18 protein-coding genes are annotated in these 15,969 nt (G+C 36.8%); 9 read left to right on the top strand and 9 right to left on the bottom strand.

Going from position 1 to position 15,969, the window contains the following annotated elements; all coding sequences use genetic code 11:
• Nucleotides 1–78 precede the first annotated feature (78 nt).
• The gene (locus AC6H0A_RS02040) at nt 79–1,161 is read left to right on the top strand and encodes an extracellular solute-binding protein (protein WP_005641863.1); all 1,083 of its coding nucleotides are present in this window, start codon (nt 79–81) and stop codon (nt 1,159–1,161) included.
• Between the two features lie 105 nt (nt 1,162–1,266).
• Here the strand turns inward: AC6H0A_RS02040 and folE are convergent, their stop codons facing one another.
• Complete coding sequence (gene folE, locus AC6H0A_RS02035; protein ID WP_005641861.1) at nt 1,267–1,923, bottom strand: GTP cyclohydrolase I FolE; 657 nt, start codon at nt 1,921–1,923, stop codon at nt 1,267–1,269.
• A gap of 137 nt (nt 1,924–2,060) precedes the next feature.
• On the opposite strand from folE, the gene moeA reads away from it, so the two are divergent.
• From moeA to AC6H0A_RS02020, 3 genes are all read left to right on the top strand, one after another.
• Nucleotides 2,061–3,275 carry a molybdopterin molybdotransferase MoeA gene (gene moeA, locus AC6H0A_RS02030; protein WP_005641859.1) on the top strand — a complete coding sequence of 405 codons (1,215 nt, stop codon included), beginning with the start codon at nt 2,061–2,063 and terminating at the stop codon, nt 3,273–3,275.
• A 3-nt stretch (nt 3,276–3,278) separates the two neighbouring features.
• Entirely contained in the window at nt 3,279–4,010 is a 732-nt protein-coding gene (gene moeB / locus AC6H0A_RS02025; protein WP_005641857.1) for a molybdopterin-synthase adenylyltransferase MoeB, read from the top strand.
• A 68-nt stretch (nt 4,011–4,078) separates the two neighbouring features.
• A complete protein-coding gene (locus AC6H0A_RS02020) occupies nt 4,079–4,402 on the top strand; it encodes an HI1450 family dsDNA-mimic protein (RefSeq protein ID WP_005641855.1) in 324 nt (107 codons plus the stop codon).
• A 67-nt stretch (nt 4,403–4,469) separates the two neighbouring features.
• Here AC6H0A_RS02020 and AC6H0A_RS02015 read toward each other — a convergent pair whose 3' ends face one another.
• From AC6H0A_RS02015 to msrAB, 4 genes are all read right to left on the bottom strand, one after another.
• Nucleotides 4,470–5,387: a LysO family transporter gene (locus tag AC6H0A_RS02015; RefSeq protein WP_005641853.1), complete on the bottom strand. Its 918-nt coding sequence runs from the start codon at nt 5,385–5,387 to the stop codon at nt 4,470–4,472.
• A 239-nt stretch (nt 5,388–5,626) separates the two neighbouring features.
• A complete protein-coding gene (locus AC6H0A_RS02010) occupies nt 5,627–6,097 on the bottom strand; it encodes a redoxin domain-containing protein (protein WP_005631815.1) in 471 nt (156 codons plus the stop codon).
• Nucleotides 6,098–6,139: 42 nt separating this feature from the next.
• Nucleotides 6,140–6,781 (bottom strand): cytochrome c biogenesis protein CcdA, encoded by a 642-nt coding sequence (locus AC6H0A_RS02005; RefSeq protein ID WP_005628783.1) that lies wholly within the window; start codon nt 6,779–6,781, stop codon nt 6,140–6,142.
• An 11-nt stretch (nt 6,782–6,792) separates the two neighbouring features.
• A complete protein-coding gene (msrAB, locus tag AC6H0A_RS02000) occupies nt 6,793–7,851 on the bottom strand; it encodes a bifunctional peptide-methionine (S)-S-oxide reductase MsrA/peptide-methionine (R)-S-oxide reductase MsrB (protein WP_005641851.1) in 1,059 nt (352 codons plus the stop codon).
• Nucleotides 7,852–8,028: 177 nt separating this feature from the next.
• Between msrAB and AC6H0A_RS01995 the strand changes: the two genes are divergently transcribed.
• Nucleotides 8,029–8,892, top strand: coding sequence for a DMT family transporter (locus tag AC6H0A_RS01995; RefSeq protein WP_179230876.1), 864 nt, complete (start codon nt 8,029–8,031; stop codon nt 8,890–8,892).
• Between the two features lie 101 nt (nt 8,893–8,993).
• Here the strand turns inward: AC6H0A_RS01995 and AC6H0A_RS01990 are convergent, their stop codons facing one another.
• Nucleotides 8,994–9,167, bottom strand: a complete 174-nt coding sequence (locus AC6H0A_RS01990) for a zf-HC2 domain-containing protein (protein WP_005636028.1) — start codon at nt 9,165–9,167, stop codon at nt 8,994–8,996.
• 9 nt (nt 9,168–9,176) lie between these two features.
• The gene (locus AC6H0A_RS01985) at nt 9,177–9,722 is read right to left on the bottom strand and encodes a sigma-70 family RNA polymerase sigma factor (RefSeq protein WP_005641846.1); all 546 of its coding nucleotides are present in this window, start codon (nt 9,720–9,722) and stop codon (nt 9,177–9,179) included.
• Between the two features lie 110 nt (nt 9,723–9,832).
• Here AC6H0A_RS01985 and AC6H0A_RS01980 point away from each other — a divergent pair, with 110 nt between their 5' ends.
• The gene (locus AC6H0A_RS01980; protein ID WP_044232869.1) at nt 9,833–10,114 is read left to right on the top strand and encodes a hypothetical protein; all 282 of its coding nucleotides are present in this window, start codon (nt 9,833–9,835) and stop codon (nt 10,112–10,114) included.
• A gap of 67 nt (nt 10,115–10,181) precedes the next feature.
• On the opposite strand, the gene rng is transcribed toward AC6H0A_RS01980, so the two are convergent.
• Nucleotides 10,182–11,657: a ribonuclease G gene (gene rng / locus AC6H0A_RS01975; RefSeq protein WP_179230875.1), complete on the bottom strand. Its 1,476-nt coding sequence runs from the start codon at nt 11,655–11,657 to the stop codon at nt 10,182–10,184.
• Between the two features lie 115 nt (nt 11,658–11,772).
• Between rng and putP the strand changes: the two genes are divergently transcribed.
• Complete coding sequence (gene putP / locus AC6H0A_RS01970) at nt 11,773–13,287, top strand: sodium/proline symporter PutP (protein WP_005641842.1); 1,515 nt, start codon at nt 11,773–11,775, stop codon at nt 13,285–13,287.
• Nucleotides 13,284–14,249, top strand: coding sequence for a tRNA 5-methoxyuridine(34)/uridine 5-oxyacetic acid(34) synthase CmoB (gene cmoB, locus AC6H0A_RS01965; protein WP_005641840.1), 966 nt, complete (start codon nt 13,284–13,286; stop codon nt 14,247–14,249). The genes putP and cmoB overlap by 4 nt, the downstream gene beginning before the upstream one ends.
• A 49-nt stretch (nt 14,250–14,298) precedes the next feature.
• On the opposite strand, the gene cdd is transcribed toward cmoB, so the two are convergent.
• Nucleotides 14,299–15,177, bottom strand: a complete 879-nt coding sequence (gene cdd, locus AC6H0A_RS01960; RefSeq protein ID WP_005641838.1) for a cytidine deaminase — start codon at nt 15,175–15,177, stop codon at nt 14,299–14,301.
• 269 nt (nt 15,178–15,446) lie between these two features.
• On the opposite strand from cdd, the gene AC6H0A_RS01955 reads away from it, so the two are divergent.
• Nucleotides 15,447–15,929, top strand: coding sequence for a Dps family protein (locus AC6H0A_RS01955; RefSeq protein ID WP_005641835.1), 483 nt, complete (start codon nt 15,447–15,449; stop codon nt 15,927–15,929).
• Nucleotides 15,930–15,969 lie beyond the last annotated feature (40 nt).

The following is a 15,969-nucleotide window of genomic DNA, read 5'->3' as shown; positions in this document are numbered from 1 at the left end:
CGCACAATCAAGGCGTTTTTTTATGCCTGTCATTCGGCAGGTGGTTTTTTTACGACTCTTTACGGAGAACAAACAAAAATGAAAAAATTCGCAGGTTTAATTACTGCAGGCTTAGTAGCTGCAACTTTAACTGCTTGTAATGATAAAAATAGCAAAGCTGAAGCTGCAAAATCTCCGGCTACTGCCAATGACACCGTGTACCTCTACACATGGACTGAATATGTACCAGATGGTCTTTTAGATGAGTTTACTAAAGAAACTGGTATCAAAGTTATCGTTTCAAGCCTAGAATCAAACGAAACAATGTATGCAAAACTCAAAACTCAAGGTGCTGCTGGTGGCTATGATGTGATTGCACCATCTAACTACTTCGTCTCTAAAATGTCTAGAGAAGGCATGTTAATGGAGCTAGATCACAGCAAATTACCTGTTATTAAAGAATTAGATCCTGATTGGCTCAATAAACCTTATGATAAAGGCAACAAATACTCTCTTCCACAATTATTAGGTGCACCGGGTATTGCATTCAACACCAACACTTATAAAGGTGCTCAATTCACTTCTTGGGCTGACTTGTGGAAACCTGAATTTGCAAACAAAGTTCAGTTATTAGATGATGTGCGAGAAGTATTCAACATCGCTTTATTGAAAATTGGTCAAGATCCAAATACTCAAGATCCAACCATTATCAAACAAGCCTATGAAGAATTATTGAAACTACGTCCAAACGTACTTTCTTTCAATTCCGATAACCCAGCGAATTCTTTCATTTCGGGTGAAGTTGAAGTAGGTCAATTATGGAATGGTTCTGTACGTATTGCTAAAAAAGAAAAAGCACCTTTAGACATGGTATTCCCGAAAGAAGGCCCTGTACTTTGGGTTGATACTCTAGCAATTCCTAAAACTGCTAAAAACCCAGATGGTGCACATAAACTTATTAACTATATGTTAGGTGCTAAAGCTGCAGAAAAATTAACCTTAGCAATTGGCTATCCAACAGCTAACTTAGAAGCGAAAAAAGCATTACCAAAAGAAATCACTGAAGATCCAGCGATTTATCCATCAGCTGATGTATTAAAAAATAGCCACTGGCAAGATGACGTTGGTGATGCAATTCAATTCTATGAACAATATTATCAAGAATTAAAAGCAGCTAAATAATCTACAATCCCAAAGTGCGGATAAATTTCACCGCACTTTTCAATTCGAGATAAATATAAAAATAGCCGCACTGATATTAAAATGCGGCTATTTTATTAACTATTTTTACTTCTGAACTGTAGCTAAAAATTCTTTACGAGTATCTCTATCTTCTAAGAATACGCCACCATACGCAGATGTGACAGTATAACTATTCGTATCTCTAATACCACGCGCTTTCACACAGAAATGGGTCGCTTTCACATATACCGCGACATCATCTGTCTCAAGAATCGTTTGAAATGCTGTCAAAAGTTGTTCTGTTAAGCGTTCTTGAACCTGTGGACGTTGAGCAAAAAATGAAACGATTCGATTAATTTTAGAAAGACCAATCACCCAATCTTTTGGATAGTACGCCACACAAACTTTACCATCAATCGTAACAAAATGATGTTCACAAGTGCTTGTTAGCGTGATGTCATTCACTTGCACCATTTCGCTGACTTTCATTTGATTTTTGATTTTTGTCATTTTAGGAAAATTGGCATAATCCATTCCACTAAAAATCTCATCAATAAACATTTTAGCCAAACGATTGGGCGTTTCTTCCAAACTATCATCTCGCAAATCTAATCCAATCAGTTTCATCACTTCATGCATATGTTTTGCAATGCTGTCTCGACGTTCATCTTTAGCCTGTATTGGATCAATCATAGGTGTTTCAATACCTTTTTCAATCAAGGCATTTCTTACATTCAGTGCATCCAGTGAAATTTTGCTCATAATAGTCTTTCCTAAAAAAATAATCGGCTATTCTAGCAAAGGATAATAGGATGGTAAAATGAGAAAAATTGCAAATTTGAATGAATTAGGCTTTAGATATAGAATAGCTGACAAATTTTATCAAATAAGGATTTTCTATGCTTACATTGGATCAAGCTCGCTCGAAAATGCTCGAACAGATTCCCTTCCCGACTCAAACTGAATACCTAAATTTACAAGAAGCCGCCAATCGAATTTGTGCAGAAGATATTATTTCACCTATTAATGTTCCCTCTTTCGATAATTCAGCAATGGATGGCTATGCTATACGTTTATCTGATTTGCAACAATCTTTAACGCTTTCGGTAGCAGGAAAATCTTTTGCAGGTAATCCATTCCAAGGAGAATGTCCCTCAAAAAGTGCGGTCAGAATTATGACTGGCGCAATGATTCCTGGAGGCGCAGATGCCGTAATAATGCAAGAGCAAGTGATACTAAATGAAGACGGAACCATTACTTTTACTGGATTGCCTAAACCAAATCAAAACATCCGTCGTATTGGCGAAGATGTAAAAAAAGGTGATGTGGTATTAGAACAAGGCGCACCGCTCACCTCTGTTTCCTTGCCATTATTAGCCTCTCTAGGCATTGCAGAAGTAAAATGCTATCGCCAATTAAAAGTCGGCGTACTCTCAACTGGCGATGAACTTGTCGAAGTCGGCAAGCCATTGCAAAGCGGACAAATCTATGACACCAATCGTTTTACCGTAAAATTACTGCTAGAAAAACTAAACTGTGAAATCATTGATTTAGGACTATTACCTGATAACGAAGCTGAATTTGAAAAGGCATTTATTGCCGCACAAAGCCAAGCTGATTTAGTGATTACCAGTGGCGGTGTTTCCGTTGGTGAAGCGGATTTCACTAAAGCAGTATTGGAAAAAGTAGGCCAAATAAATTTCTGGAAAATTGCAATCAAACCTGGCAAACCATTCGCTTTTGGTAAATTAGAAAACGCTTGGTTCTGTGGTTTACCTGGTAATCCAGTTTCTGCATTAGTGACATTTTATCAACTCGTACAGCCACTTATTGCTAAACTGCAAGGCCAAAAACAATGGAAAAAGCCACCGCACTTTTCAGCTATTGCTACAATGAATTTGAAAAAAGCACCTGGACGTTTAGATTTCCAACGGGGCTTTTATCACATCAATGAACAAGGTCAAATTGAAGTGCAATCAGTGGGGTTCCAAGGATCTCATCTCTTTAGCGCTTTTGTAAAAAGCAATTGTTTTATTGTTTTAGAACAAGAACGTGGCAATGTCACTGCAGGTGAAACCGTGATAATTGAGCCTTTCAATCATTTATTAGGATAACAAATGATCGAACTTAGTCACGAAGAAGAATTACGTTATAACCGTCAAATTATTCTTAAAAGTGTAGATTTTGATGGGCAAGAAAAACTCAAAGCAAGCAAAATGCTGATTGTTGGCCTTGGAGGCTTAGGCTGCGCAGCGAGCCAATATCTCGCAGCGGCAGGCGTTGGAAATTTAACGCTGTTGGATTTCGACACAGTTTCTCTTTCGAATCTTCAACGCCAAGTCTTGCACTGCGATGCTCGCTTGAATATGCCCAAAGTAGAATCAGCCAAAATTGCACTCAAGCAAATCAATCCACATATAAACATCGAGACGATTAATGCGAAGTTAGACGAAGAAAAACTGGCTGAAATCATCCCGCACTTTGATATTGTTTTAGATTGCACAGACAATGTGGAAATCCGTAATCAATTGGATCGCCAATGTAATCATGCAAAAATTCCTCTGATTTCAGGTGCAGCGATTCGGATGGAAGGTCAGATTTCCATTTTCACTTATGAACCGAATACGCCTACTTATCGTGATCTCAGCAAATTATTCGGACAAAATGTATTAAGCTGTGTGGAAGCTGGCGTGCTTGCGCCAATCGTCGGCATTGTAGGCACGATTCAAGCCTTAGAAGCTATTAAAGTGCGGTTAAAAATCGGTAAGAATTTGTGTGGACGCTTATTAATGATTGACGGTTTTTCGATGAATATTCGAGAAATAAAACTTCCAACCAATATGGAATAAAACGCTTAAAAAGAGAAAAAAATTTAACCGCACTTTTTATTAACCATAACCTTTACTATAAAAACACTATGACAACAGAAATTAAAAAACTTGATCCAGATACAGCCATTGATATTGCTTACGATATTTTCTTAGAGATGGCTGGGGAAAATTTAGATCCCGCCGATATTCTTTTATTCAACCTACAATTTGAAGAACGCGGTGGTGTGGAATTTGTTGAAACCGCTGATAATTGGGAAGAAGAAATTGGTGTACTGATTGATCCTGAAGAATACGCTGAAGTGTGGGTGGGATTAGTCAATGAGCAAGATGAAATGGATGATGTATTTGCTAAATTCTTAATTTCTCACCGAGAAGAAGATCGCGAATTTCACGTTATTTGGAAAAAGTAACGATAAAGTAAAAATAAGGGAAATCGTCTGATTTCCCTTTTTCTTTTGTCTTAAAATTAACGATTTATCAAATTGGAAAACTCGAGAAAAAGACTAATAACAACGGCGGTAATAAATTTGTCACCATACCAAAAGAAATGGCGATAGGCGTTACTTCAATTCCGCCTGATTTTTGAATAATAGGCAATGTACAATCTAATGCCGTTGCGCCTGTAATTCCAATAGCCGTAGAGCGATAATGTTGCATAAACAATGGAATTAAAAATAAACTCAATATTTCACGCGATAAATCATTGAAAAAAGCAATACTGCCCTGCATCGGCCCCCAAGCATTTGTCAGCACAACACTAGATAAAGAATACCAACCAAATCCCGATGAAAAGGCTAAACCTTGAGTAATTGGCATACTTAGAAAAAATGCTGAAATAACACCACCAATTAAAGAACTTAGGGTAAAAATTGCCCCCATTATTAAACCTTGCTTGTTTAATAAGACTTCTTTCAAGGAAATGCCGTTATTACGAAGTTGAATTCCCACAAAAAAGATCAACGCAATAAGCACGTAGAGATTAGAACCATTTGGGAAATGCAACCAATCATTGCACAACCAACCTAAAACGATGCCAATAATTACCGCACTTAATAATTTAATTGAGTCTATTAACGAATGCCAACGAGATGGCAATTCTCCCTGTAAATAATTAACAGGCTTAGGCAAAGTGCGGTCATAAATAGCCAAGCCTAGGATATTACAAGTGAGAATGATGACGGATAATCCCAAAGCCGTCATACCAATAATTGGCAATTTTTGTTCTAAATTCTCTAATTGCCCGAGCATAAAACCCATCATAAATAAAATGATATAAAGCAATGACATCACAATTTTATTAATGAATGCCAAGGCATTTTGATTCTGTATTTTGACTAAATACCCCAAAATCATCGGCACAAGCACGATAAGCAATCCGTTAATAATTTCTTCCATTGTTTTCCTTTTTTATAGCTCACTGTACTTTATTTAACTTTCCAAGGTAATTTGAATAAATATTACAGTAAAAATAAAAAATTACTTATACAAGCAATAAAATCATACTGCTTATAATATATATTTTTTATCAATCTACCAAATGCTCAATGTTCAAATGCCAATCTTAGATACTTTGTCTCTTTGCTCTGTAAAAATGGGATATAAAAAGCGGCTTAAAAATAAGCCGCTTTTCATCATTATTTCCCTGCAAAAACTTTTATTTGCTCTGCACCTAAATGTCCCGGTACGGTTTTTTTCAGGTTTAAATCGCTATCTAAAAAGAGATTGAACGGATAGCCTCGCACTCTTGCTTTATCAATGATTTCGCCTTTTTCATCTAAAAGCACTGTGATATTTTTATATTCCAATCCTTTGTACCATTCAATAAAATCAGCTGTATCTTTTTCACCTTTGTGATCGGGCGAAACAATGGTAATTACTTCAAAATTGCGATCTTTTTCCGCACTTAAATCATCAATTTCAGCTAATCCTGCCAAACAAATCGGACACCAAGATGCCCACATTTTTACATACACAGGTTTGCCTTTATATTGGCTTAAAGTAACTGGCTGATTGTTTAAATCTTTGAGTTGCACATCCGCCAAATTAGTTTGTGCAAAAGCGTTTAGGCTGAATGCCATTAGAAATATTGATAGTAGTTTTTTCATTGCTTTTTTCCTTTTATAGATTTCTTTTGTTGAGGTTATGCCTTACGAAAAATTATTCGTAATCAATAAAATGCCCATCACGATAATTAAAATTCCGCCACCGATTTTAAATTTGTCTAAGTGTTTATTTAACCCTTTAGCACGTTTGAGCAAGCTGTCAGAGAAGAACGAAAACAGTACAAAAGGCGTTGCTAAACCAAGTACATAAACAAACATCATTGATGCACCGTAAAGTGCAGAGCCTTCATCGCCTGATAAAGCTAACACGGAAGCCAGAATCGGGCCAATACAAGGTGTCCAACCAAGACTAAAAGTTAAACCAAGCACAAATGCCTCAAGTGCGGTCGATTTTCCTGATGTTTTGATTTCCACCAATTTCGTGCGTTCCAACAAACCAATTTTGAAAATACCAAGTTGATGAATACCCAAAATAATCACGATAACGCCAGCGATAATGCGGGTGGTGTTACTAAATAAAATATTCCCTAAAAAGCCAAAACTAAAGCCTAAACTTACAAATGTAAGGGAAAGCCCTAAAATAAATAAAAAAGTATTTAAGACTTTTTTACCGCCTTTACTCAAAATACCGAAATAAATCGGGATAATCGGGAAAATACAAGGCGAAAGAAAAGAAGCAAGCCCCGCTAAAAATACAGTTCCAATAAGGAGTTGTTGATCTAACATCTTGCATCTCCTTATTTTTTAATGGATTGAATCAAATATCCGTATCCTGCCTTCTCCATTTCAGCTAACGGAATAAATTTAATTGATGCGCTGTTAATGCAATAACGCAAACCGCCTTTATCTTTCGGACCGTCATCAAAAACGTGACCCAAATGGGCATTGCCCGCACGACTTAACACCTCGGTACGTTGCATATTAAAACTATTATCTGTTTGATAATGCACTACCTCTTTTGCTATTGGTTTCGTAAAACTCGGCCAGCCACAACCCGATTCAAATTTATCATTAGAAGAAAATACCGGTTCGCCTGTTGTAATATCTACATAAATACCGGGTTGGAAATTATCCCAATATTCGTTACTAAAAGAGCGTTCAGTATGTTTATTTTGAGTAACTGAATATTGCAACGGTGTCAATTTCGCTTTAAGTTCTGCATCACTAGGTTTCGGATAATCTTTCTCGTCAATCATAGGCTCATCTGCTTTGGTAATATCAATATGGCAATAACCATTTGGATTTTTCTTCAAATAATCCTGATGATATTCTTCTGCTACGATGTAATTTTTAAGCGGTTGCACCTCAATTTGCACTGGTTTTTTATATTTAGTTTGAAGCTGAGCGAGTGCTTGTTCGATCACCGCTTTATCTGCCCCATCTTGATAATAAATCCCTGTGCGATATTGTCTGCCACGATCGTTACCTTGTTTGTTTACACTGGTTGGATCAATTACTTTAAAATAATATTTAAGCAATTTATCTAACGAAATTTGGTTTGCATCGTAAGTGACTTTTACCGTTTCTGCATGATCGGTTACGCCAATCATCTGATAACTGGTTTTGTCCGTATTACCATTGGCATAACCAGAAATCGCATCTTTCACACCGTGAATACGCTCCATATATGCTTCCATACCCCAAAAACAGCCACCAGCAAGATAAATTTCACGAATGTTTTGCATATTTTCCATTGCCATTTTTTGTTCTCCAGATGATGTTGAATTTTGTATTGCTAAAGTTGGTGTTGCACAGCAAAGTGCGGTAATAAATAGAAATGTTTTTGATAGTTTCATTGTTTTTCCTTATGATGTGAAAATTAACGTTACATAAGGTTAGACGGCAGACAATCCGATTTCTTACAGATTTTTGTAAAATTTTTAAAGAGATTGACTAAAATCCATTGTTATAACCAATAATAAAGCATTAAAACGCTAATTTTCTCCCTATTTTCTAAGGTAAAAAGGATATATATGCAATCACATTCCACCCCTTCGCTTTATCACAAAGCGATTAGTTTTATGGTGTCAGCGTACTTTTCCATTACCTTGATGAATGTATTTGTCAAAACCGCATCTAAAACAATCCCTGCAAGTGAAACATTATTTTCTCGCTTTTTAATCGGTTTGCTTTTCTTACTGCCTTTTGTAATTAAAGATCGCGATTTTAAAGTAGATACCCGTCAATGGAAATTTTTAATCCTGCGGAATGCCGCGGGTGTATCGAGCATGTTGATTAACTTTTATGTCGTGAAGTTCTTACCGCTTTCCATCGCTGTCTTATTGATGAATACCTCTGCTCTATTTATCCCGATTTTATTGCTCTTTTTCCATCAAAAAACACCGCTTAATGTACTTTTGTGTAGCTTAATCGGTTTTCTTGGCGTTTCCATTATTTTACTCACCAATCACAATGGCGATGTTGATCCTATTTATGTGCTGATTGGATTATCTGGTGCCATATTGGCAGGAATGGCATTTATTGGCTTACAAGAATTAAACAAATATAACACACCAAAAAATATCGTATTTTATTTTCATCTGATTGGGACACTCATGCTACCAATCTTCTTTATTCATCAATGGAAAATCCCTAATTTATACGAGCTTGGTTTATTGCTATTGGTGGGCGGATTTGGGTTGATTTTCCAATTATTGCTCACTCGAGTTTTCAGATACGCGCCAGCCAACGTTATTACCCCTTTTGCTTTCACTGGTGTCATTTTCTCTAGCGTTTTCGACTGGCTCTTTTGGCATCATACGCCTAACCTCTATTTTTGGTTCGGCGCAATTGTAATTGTGGGTGCAGTGAGTTTATTGGCGAAAATGAAGAAATAAACACTTTATTTATAAGAATATTAAATTTAGTACGATTAGGTTATAGCTGTCTCAATAAAGTGCGGTGAAAAGTAACGGTGTTTTTCACGCTGTCAAAATTCCTAATGTGAATCTTTAAACTTCTTCATCATCATACTTAAAGTTTTACAATTTCGTTGAAAACGACGGCAATGAGGGCAAGTTAACAAATGCATTTTTAAACCCATTTTTTCTTGCAATTCTAATGGTCGCTCATGAGAATCAGAAATTATTCGAGTGGCTTGAATACAACGCATAATTTTCTCCTAAAGTTTTTTTGATAGACAATTTTGCAACTGCAAACGGGTCCGATAAAGTGTGGTATGCAAGTTGGAGGTGGTAAGCTGAGTTTCTTGACAAATTTCATCCGATGACAATTCTAAAAACTCTCTCATCATAAAAATTTTGGCATGTTTAGCGGGTAAACAAGTCAGGCAAGTTTCGAAAATCAACCAAAACTCATCAGAATACACAGTTTCCTCTTCACCCTGTAATTCGCTCGGATAATATTCTATTTTCCAATGGCCTGTATCATCAAAAAATGTATTAGTTGACTGTTCATCTTCAATCTCACTTTCTAATACAAAGCGTCCTTTCTGGCGAAGATAATCAATAATTTTATTTTTTAGAATGGCAAAAACCCAAGTTTTAAAAGCAGACTGATGTTTAAAATTCGCGAGATTGTTAAATGCACTTAAAAATGCTTCTTGTACTAAATCCTCAGCAAGATCGGTATGGTGCAACTGTAACATTGCAAATTTCAACATCTGCGTACGAATTTGTTGGAGTTCCGTATCAGAAATGGCATTCATTTTAATTCCTTTAAAATTTTTGTAAGAAATGAAAGAGCGTTTCGTCTAATAGCATGAAGGAAAGAATTTCTTTCAATACTATTTTTACCACTTAAACAAGGAAATTTAAAATGAAAAATATTACATTGAAAAGCGCAATCTTAGGTATGGCTATGTTATTTGGTGCGACAACCGTTTATGCAGAAGAAATGAAATCTGATGCCATGCCAATGAAATCAGAACCGATGATGAATACCCCAATGAAAAAAATGATGAAATCAGATGACATGCAAATGCATTCTGACCATATGATGAAATCAGACAATATGATGAAGTCTGATGAAATGGACATGAAATCGGATAAAAAGATGAAATCAAATAAAAAAATGAAAATGACAAAAGAAAAAATGTAAAGAACAGTCTGTAAAAGTGCGGTAAAAAATCTCAAAAATGTTTCACCGCACTTTATTGAAATAGAGTTTACATTACAACCACATCAAACTGTTCTTGGTTATAAAACTGTTCTGTTTTTACTTTTACTCGTTTTCCAATAAACATTTCCACTTCTGGCAGCAAACCGTGAGATTCTTCGTTAATAAGATATTCGGAAACCGCTGGAGAGGCATAAACAACAAATTGTTCACTACTGAATAAATGATAAACCCGAATAATTTCACGCATAATTTCGTAACAAACTGTCTCAACAGTTTTCACACGACCGCGTCCATGGCATGTTGGACATTCATCACATAGCACATGCTCAAGGCTTTCACGAGTTCTCTTACGAGTCATTTCCACAAGACCTAATTGCGTAAAGCCATTCACATTGGTTTTCACACGATCTTTAGAAAGCGCATCACGTAAAGATTCTAGTACTCGATTGCGATGTTCATCTGTTTGCATATCAATAAAATCAATAATGATTATGCCACCAAGATTACGTAGTTGTAGTTGCTGAGCAATGGCTTTAGTTGCTTCAATATTGGTATTGAAGATGGTTTCTTCTAGATTACGATGCCCCACAAATGCGCCGGTATTAATATCAATGGTGGTCATGGCTTCCGTTTGCTCGATAATTAAATAACCACCCGATTTGAGATTAACACGTTTATCTAGCGCTGTTTGAATTGCATTTTCAATCCCATACACATCAAAGATAGGTTGATTGCCAGAATAAAGAACAAGTTTATCGCTTAATTCAGGCATAAATTCATCGGTAAACTCTTTCACTTCGCCAAAGCAAAGTTTAGAGTCAATACGAATTTTTTCTAAGTTTGTACCGATAAAATCACGCAAAATACGTTGTGGAAGCGCTGGCTCGCCGTAAATTTTTGATTTGGTTGGATACTTAGATTTACGCTCTAAGACTTTACGCCATAAGCGTTTTAAAAATTCAGCGTCTTGACGTAATTCTTCTTCGCTTGCCCCTTCTGTGGCGGTACGAATAATAAAACCGCCGAGTTCATCACAAAATGGCTCAACTAATGCTTTTAAACGGGCGCGTTCTTCTTCGCTTTCAATACGTTGTGAAACGCCTACGTGGCTATTTTCTGGCATAAAAACAAGATGACGCGATGGCAATGTGATGTCTGTTGTTAAACGTGCACCTTTTGTACCAAGGGGTTCTTTCACCACTTGTACAACAATATCCTGCCCTTCTCGTACTAATTCTGAAATGCTCTTAACTTTAAATTGCTTTTGTTCATTTTCATCTACACATTCCGTGTGAGATACAATATCAGCAGCATGTAAAAAAGCCGCTTTTTCCAAACCAATATCAACAAAAGCCGACTGCATTCCAGGTAGCACTCGAGTCACCCGACCTTTATAAATATTTCCGACAATTCCTCGTTTGGCTTGGCGTTCAATATGTACTTCGCACAACATTCCTGTTTCTACTAGCGCAATGCGTGTTTCGTTAGGCGTTACGTTCATCAATAACTCTACAGCATCCATTTTATATTCCTAATTTCTTAAATTTCATTAAATATTCAGTCTAAATAGAATAATAGCCCGAAATAAGGTAAAATGCACCCTTTCTGAAATTTTTAACCCATTTTGGACTTATTAAATGTTTGGATTCGACCCAACTCTTGTTACTTTTACTATTTATATTTTCGGGATGTTACTGATTGGCGTACTCGCCTATTATTACACGAATAATTTATCAGATTACATTCTCGGTGGACGTCGTTTAGGCAGCTTTGTCACCGCAATGTCTGCTGGTGCTTCGGATATGTCTGGTTGGCTTTTAATGGGCTTACCTGGTGCGGTATATTTATCAGGCTTAGTTGAAGGCTGGATTGCTATCGGATTAACGTTTGGCGCTTATTTTAACTGGCTTCTGGTGGCTGGTCGTTTGCGTGTTTATACTGAATTAAATAATAATGCCCTCACTCTTCCAGAATATTTCCACAACCGATTTGCCACATCACATAAATTATTAAAAATTGTTTCTGCCACGATTATTTTAGTGTTCTTTACCATTTATTGTGCTTCGGGTGTCGTGGCAGGTGCCAAATTATTCCAAAATTTATTTTCAGTCGAATATTCCACCGCACTTTGGTATGGAGCATTAGCTACTATTCTTTATACTTTTATCGGTGGTTTTTTAGCGGTAAGTTGGACAGATACCATTCAAGCAACCCTTATGATTTTTGCGCTGCTCTTAACGCCTATTTTTGTGTTATTAAGTATTGGTGATACCGCTCAATTTTCCGCGATATTAGCGCAAGCTGAAGCGGCTGCCAATAAAGATTTTACAGATTTATTTACTGCCACTACACCACTTGGTCTATTAAGCCTTGCTGCTTGGGGATTAGGATATTTTGGTCAGCCACATATTTTAGCGCGTTTTATGGCGGCTTATTCTGTTAAATCACTTATCAAAGCTCGCCGCATTAGCATGACATGGATGGTGCTTTGCTTAGGTGGTGCAATTGGTATTGGTTTCTTCGCAATTCCCTATTTCTTTGCCAATCCAAATATTGCAGGCACAGTCAATAACGAACCAGAGCAAGTGTTTATTGAACTAGCTAAACTTTTGTTTAATTCTTGGATCGCAGGCATATTACTTTCAGCTATTTTAGCTGCAGTAATGAGTACATTAAGTGCGCAATTGTTAATTTCTTCTAGCTCAATCACAGAAGATTTCTACAAAGGTTTCATTCGCCCTAACGCATCTGAAAAAGAGCTCGTATGGCTTGGAAGAATTATGGTGTTAGTTATTGCCGCACTTGCTATCTGGATCGCACAAGATGAAAACAGCAAAGTATTAAAACTTGTCGAATTCGCTTGGGCTGGTTTTGGTAGTGCATTTGGCCCTGTTGTACTTTTCTCTCTTTTCTGGAAACGAATGACATCATCAGGTGCGATGGCGGGTATGCTTGTAGGCGCAGTGACAGTATTTGCTTGGAAAGAAGTTGTTCCCGCTGATACCGATTGGTTTAAAGTATATGAAATGATTCCGGGGTTTGCTTTCGGTAGCCTTGCAATTATTGTTGTCTCATTGCTGTCTAGCAAACCAGAACAAAATGTTCTAGATACCTTTGACAAAGCAGAAAAGGCCTATAAGGAAGCAAAATGATCGACTTTCGCCCTTTTTATCAACAAATTGCGACCACAAATTTATCGGACTGGTTAGAGACCTTACCGCTCCAATTGAAAGAATGGGAAAATCAAACTCATGGCGATTATGCGAAATGGAGCAAAATTGTTGATTTTCTACCTGATTTACATGCTGATGAAATCGATCTAAAAAGTGCGGTAAAATCTGACCGCACTTCTTCCCTTTCAGAAGGTGAAAAACAACGAATTATCCATCATTTAAAACAATTAATGCCATGGCGAAAAGGGCCTTATCATCTTTTCGGCATTCATGTAGATTGTGAATGGCGTTCAGATTTTAAATGGGATCGTGTTCTTCCTCATTTAGCTCCACTGCAAGGTCGCACTATTTTAGATGTGGGTTGTGGCAGCGGTTATCATATGTGGAGAATGGTAGGCGAAGGCGCAAAAATGGTCGTCGGGATTGATCCTACCGAGCTTTTCCTTTGCCAATTTGAAGCCGTACGCAAGCTGCTTAATAATGATCGTCGAGCAAATCTTATCCCGCTTGGTATTGAGCAAATGCAGCCATTAGCAGCATTTGATACTGTATTTTCCATGGGCGTACTCTATCATCGTAAATCCCCATTAGATCACTTAAGCCAGTTGAAAAATCAATTGGTAAAAGGTGGTGAATTGGTATTAGAAACGTTAGTGGTGGATGGCGATGTAAATACTGTACTCGTACCGGCAGATCGCTATGCGAAAATGAAAAATGTTTATTTTATCCCATCTGTCGCTGCACTAATTAACTGGCTAGAAAAAGTTGGCTTTACCAATGTACGTTGTGTGGATGTTGCAACAACCACATTAGAAGAACAGCGTAAAACTGATTGGTTGGAAAATGAAAGCCTGATTGATTTTTTAGATCCAAATGATCACAGTAAAACCATTGAAGGTTATCAAGCACCAAAAAGAGCGGTAATTTTAGCAAACAAATAAAAAAGGGAAACTATTCCCTTTTTTGTTTTCCATCAAGAATCTTTCATACTTACAATGAATGGTACTCTAATTTCACCGATGTTAATGTAGAGAGTAGCGCTTCAGCCATCATTTTATGGCTTAGTTTTAATGCTTTTTCAGCCATGACAATTCGTTCAATATCACTCAATTTTTTATCATTTAAATACGCAAAATTAAGTGCAGTTTGCAACGCTGGCAAACTTGGATTAAACGCGGCGTTTTCTGCATAACGTCCTGTCACCACATCACCATTTTTAAATAAAATCGCAATGCCATGCGGACTATTTGAATAAGGACAATGAGATTGATTTGCCGCCAAAATAGCTTGATTAATCAAATCATCTTGATGCTCAGCCACTAAATCATGATTTTCTTCCGCTAAAAGATGCGCTGCAATATCGAGATCTTTCGGTCCAAAAGCATCAGGTAAATAAGAATGCAACGGATTATTTTGGCTATGTGGCAAATGAATTGAAATTTTTTCAGCACCCTGCAATTCATTCATAAATTGACGACAATGCCCGCACGGTGTATAATTAACCACCATGTCTGAAATACGACGTTCATTACGCAACCATGCGTGAGAAATTGCGCTTTGCTCTGCATGAATTGTTTGCTGAATGGCTGAATTAGAAAATTCTTGATTCGCACCAAAATAAAAATCACCCTGTTCACCAATAGCAATGGCCCCCACATTAAAATGAGAAATAGCGGTATGGCTATAACTCGCCGCAATCGGCAACAAATGCATAGCTAATTTCAGTGAAGTAAGTTCAAAATCACGACAAAGCTGCTCCACTTGGGAACAATTTAGAAAGCCAGCCCAATTTTGCAAACGAATTTCATCAACAATAGCTTGATTGAGTGCATCATCTTGTGGCAATGCGTGCTTAATAAGTTCTTGCATAAGACATCCTTAAAATATTAAAAATTATAACTGCACTTATTAAAGCAAAATTTACTGTTAGCCGCGACCCTTTACTAAAGTATTCCTTATAACTGTGATCCCGATCACTTATTTTGATAGTTTAAATTTATTACAATTTATTAACATATAGCCAAAGGCTATCAATTTTATTGAATAGAACAATTTCACAGCAAATTCTAGAAACGTATAATACCCATATCAAAGGCAGGGCATTAGCTCAATTATTTAACTAGAAAAAGGAAATTATTATGTCAAAAACATCTATCGGATTAGACAAAGTTCAATCAGCAGAATTAGCCAATAAACTTAACGAATTACTTGCAACCTACCAAGTATTCTATACTAATGTACGTGGTTACCACTGGAATATTAAAGGTGTTAATTTTTTTGCATTACACGCAAAATTCGAAGAAATTTACACAGATTTAATCACCAAAGTTGATGAAGTTGCAGAACGTATTTTAACTTTAGGTTACACACCAGATAACGCATATAGCCAATACTTAAAAGTATCTCGTATTAAAGAAGATATCGCAGTAAGTGGCGCACAAGAATGTTTATCAGGTACATTACAAGGTTTAAAAACATTACTTGAACAACAACGTGAAATTCTTGCTCTTGCAGGCGATGCTGATGACGAAGGTACCGCATCACAAATGAGTGACTACATTAAAGAACAAGAAAAATTGGTATGGATGTTCCAAGCAGCTTGCCAAACTTGCCATGCTTAAGTGGTACATTTCAGCTCTAACGAAAACTAACCTGCAATCT

This window comes from Haemophilus sp. THUN1692, from assembly GCF_059704395.1.
Note: the sequence above shows the minus strand (reverse complement) of the source record. Positions and strands in the feature narration are given on the sequence as shown.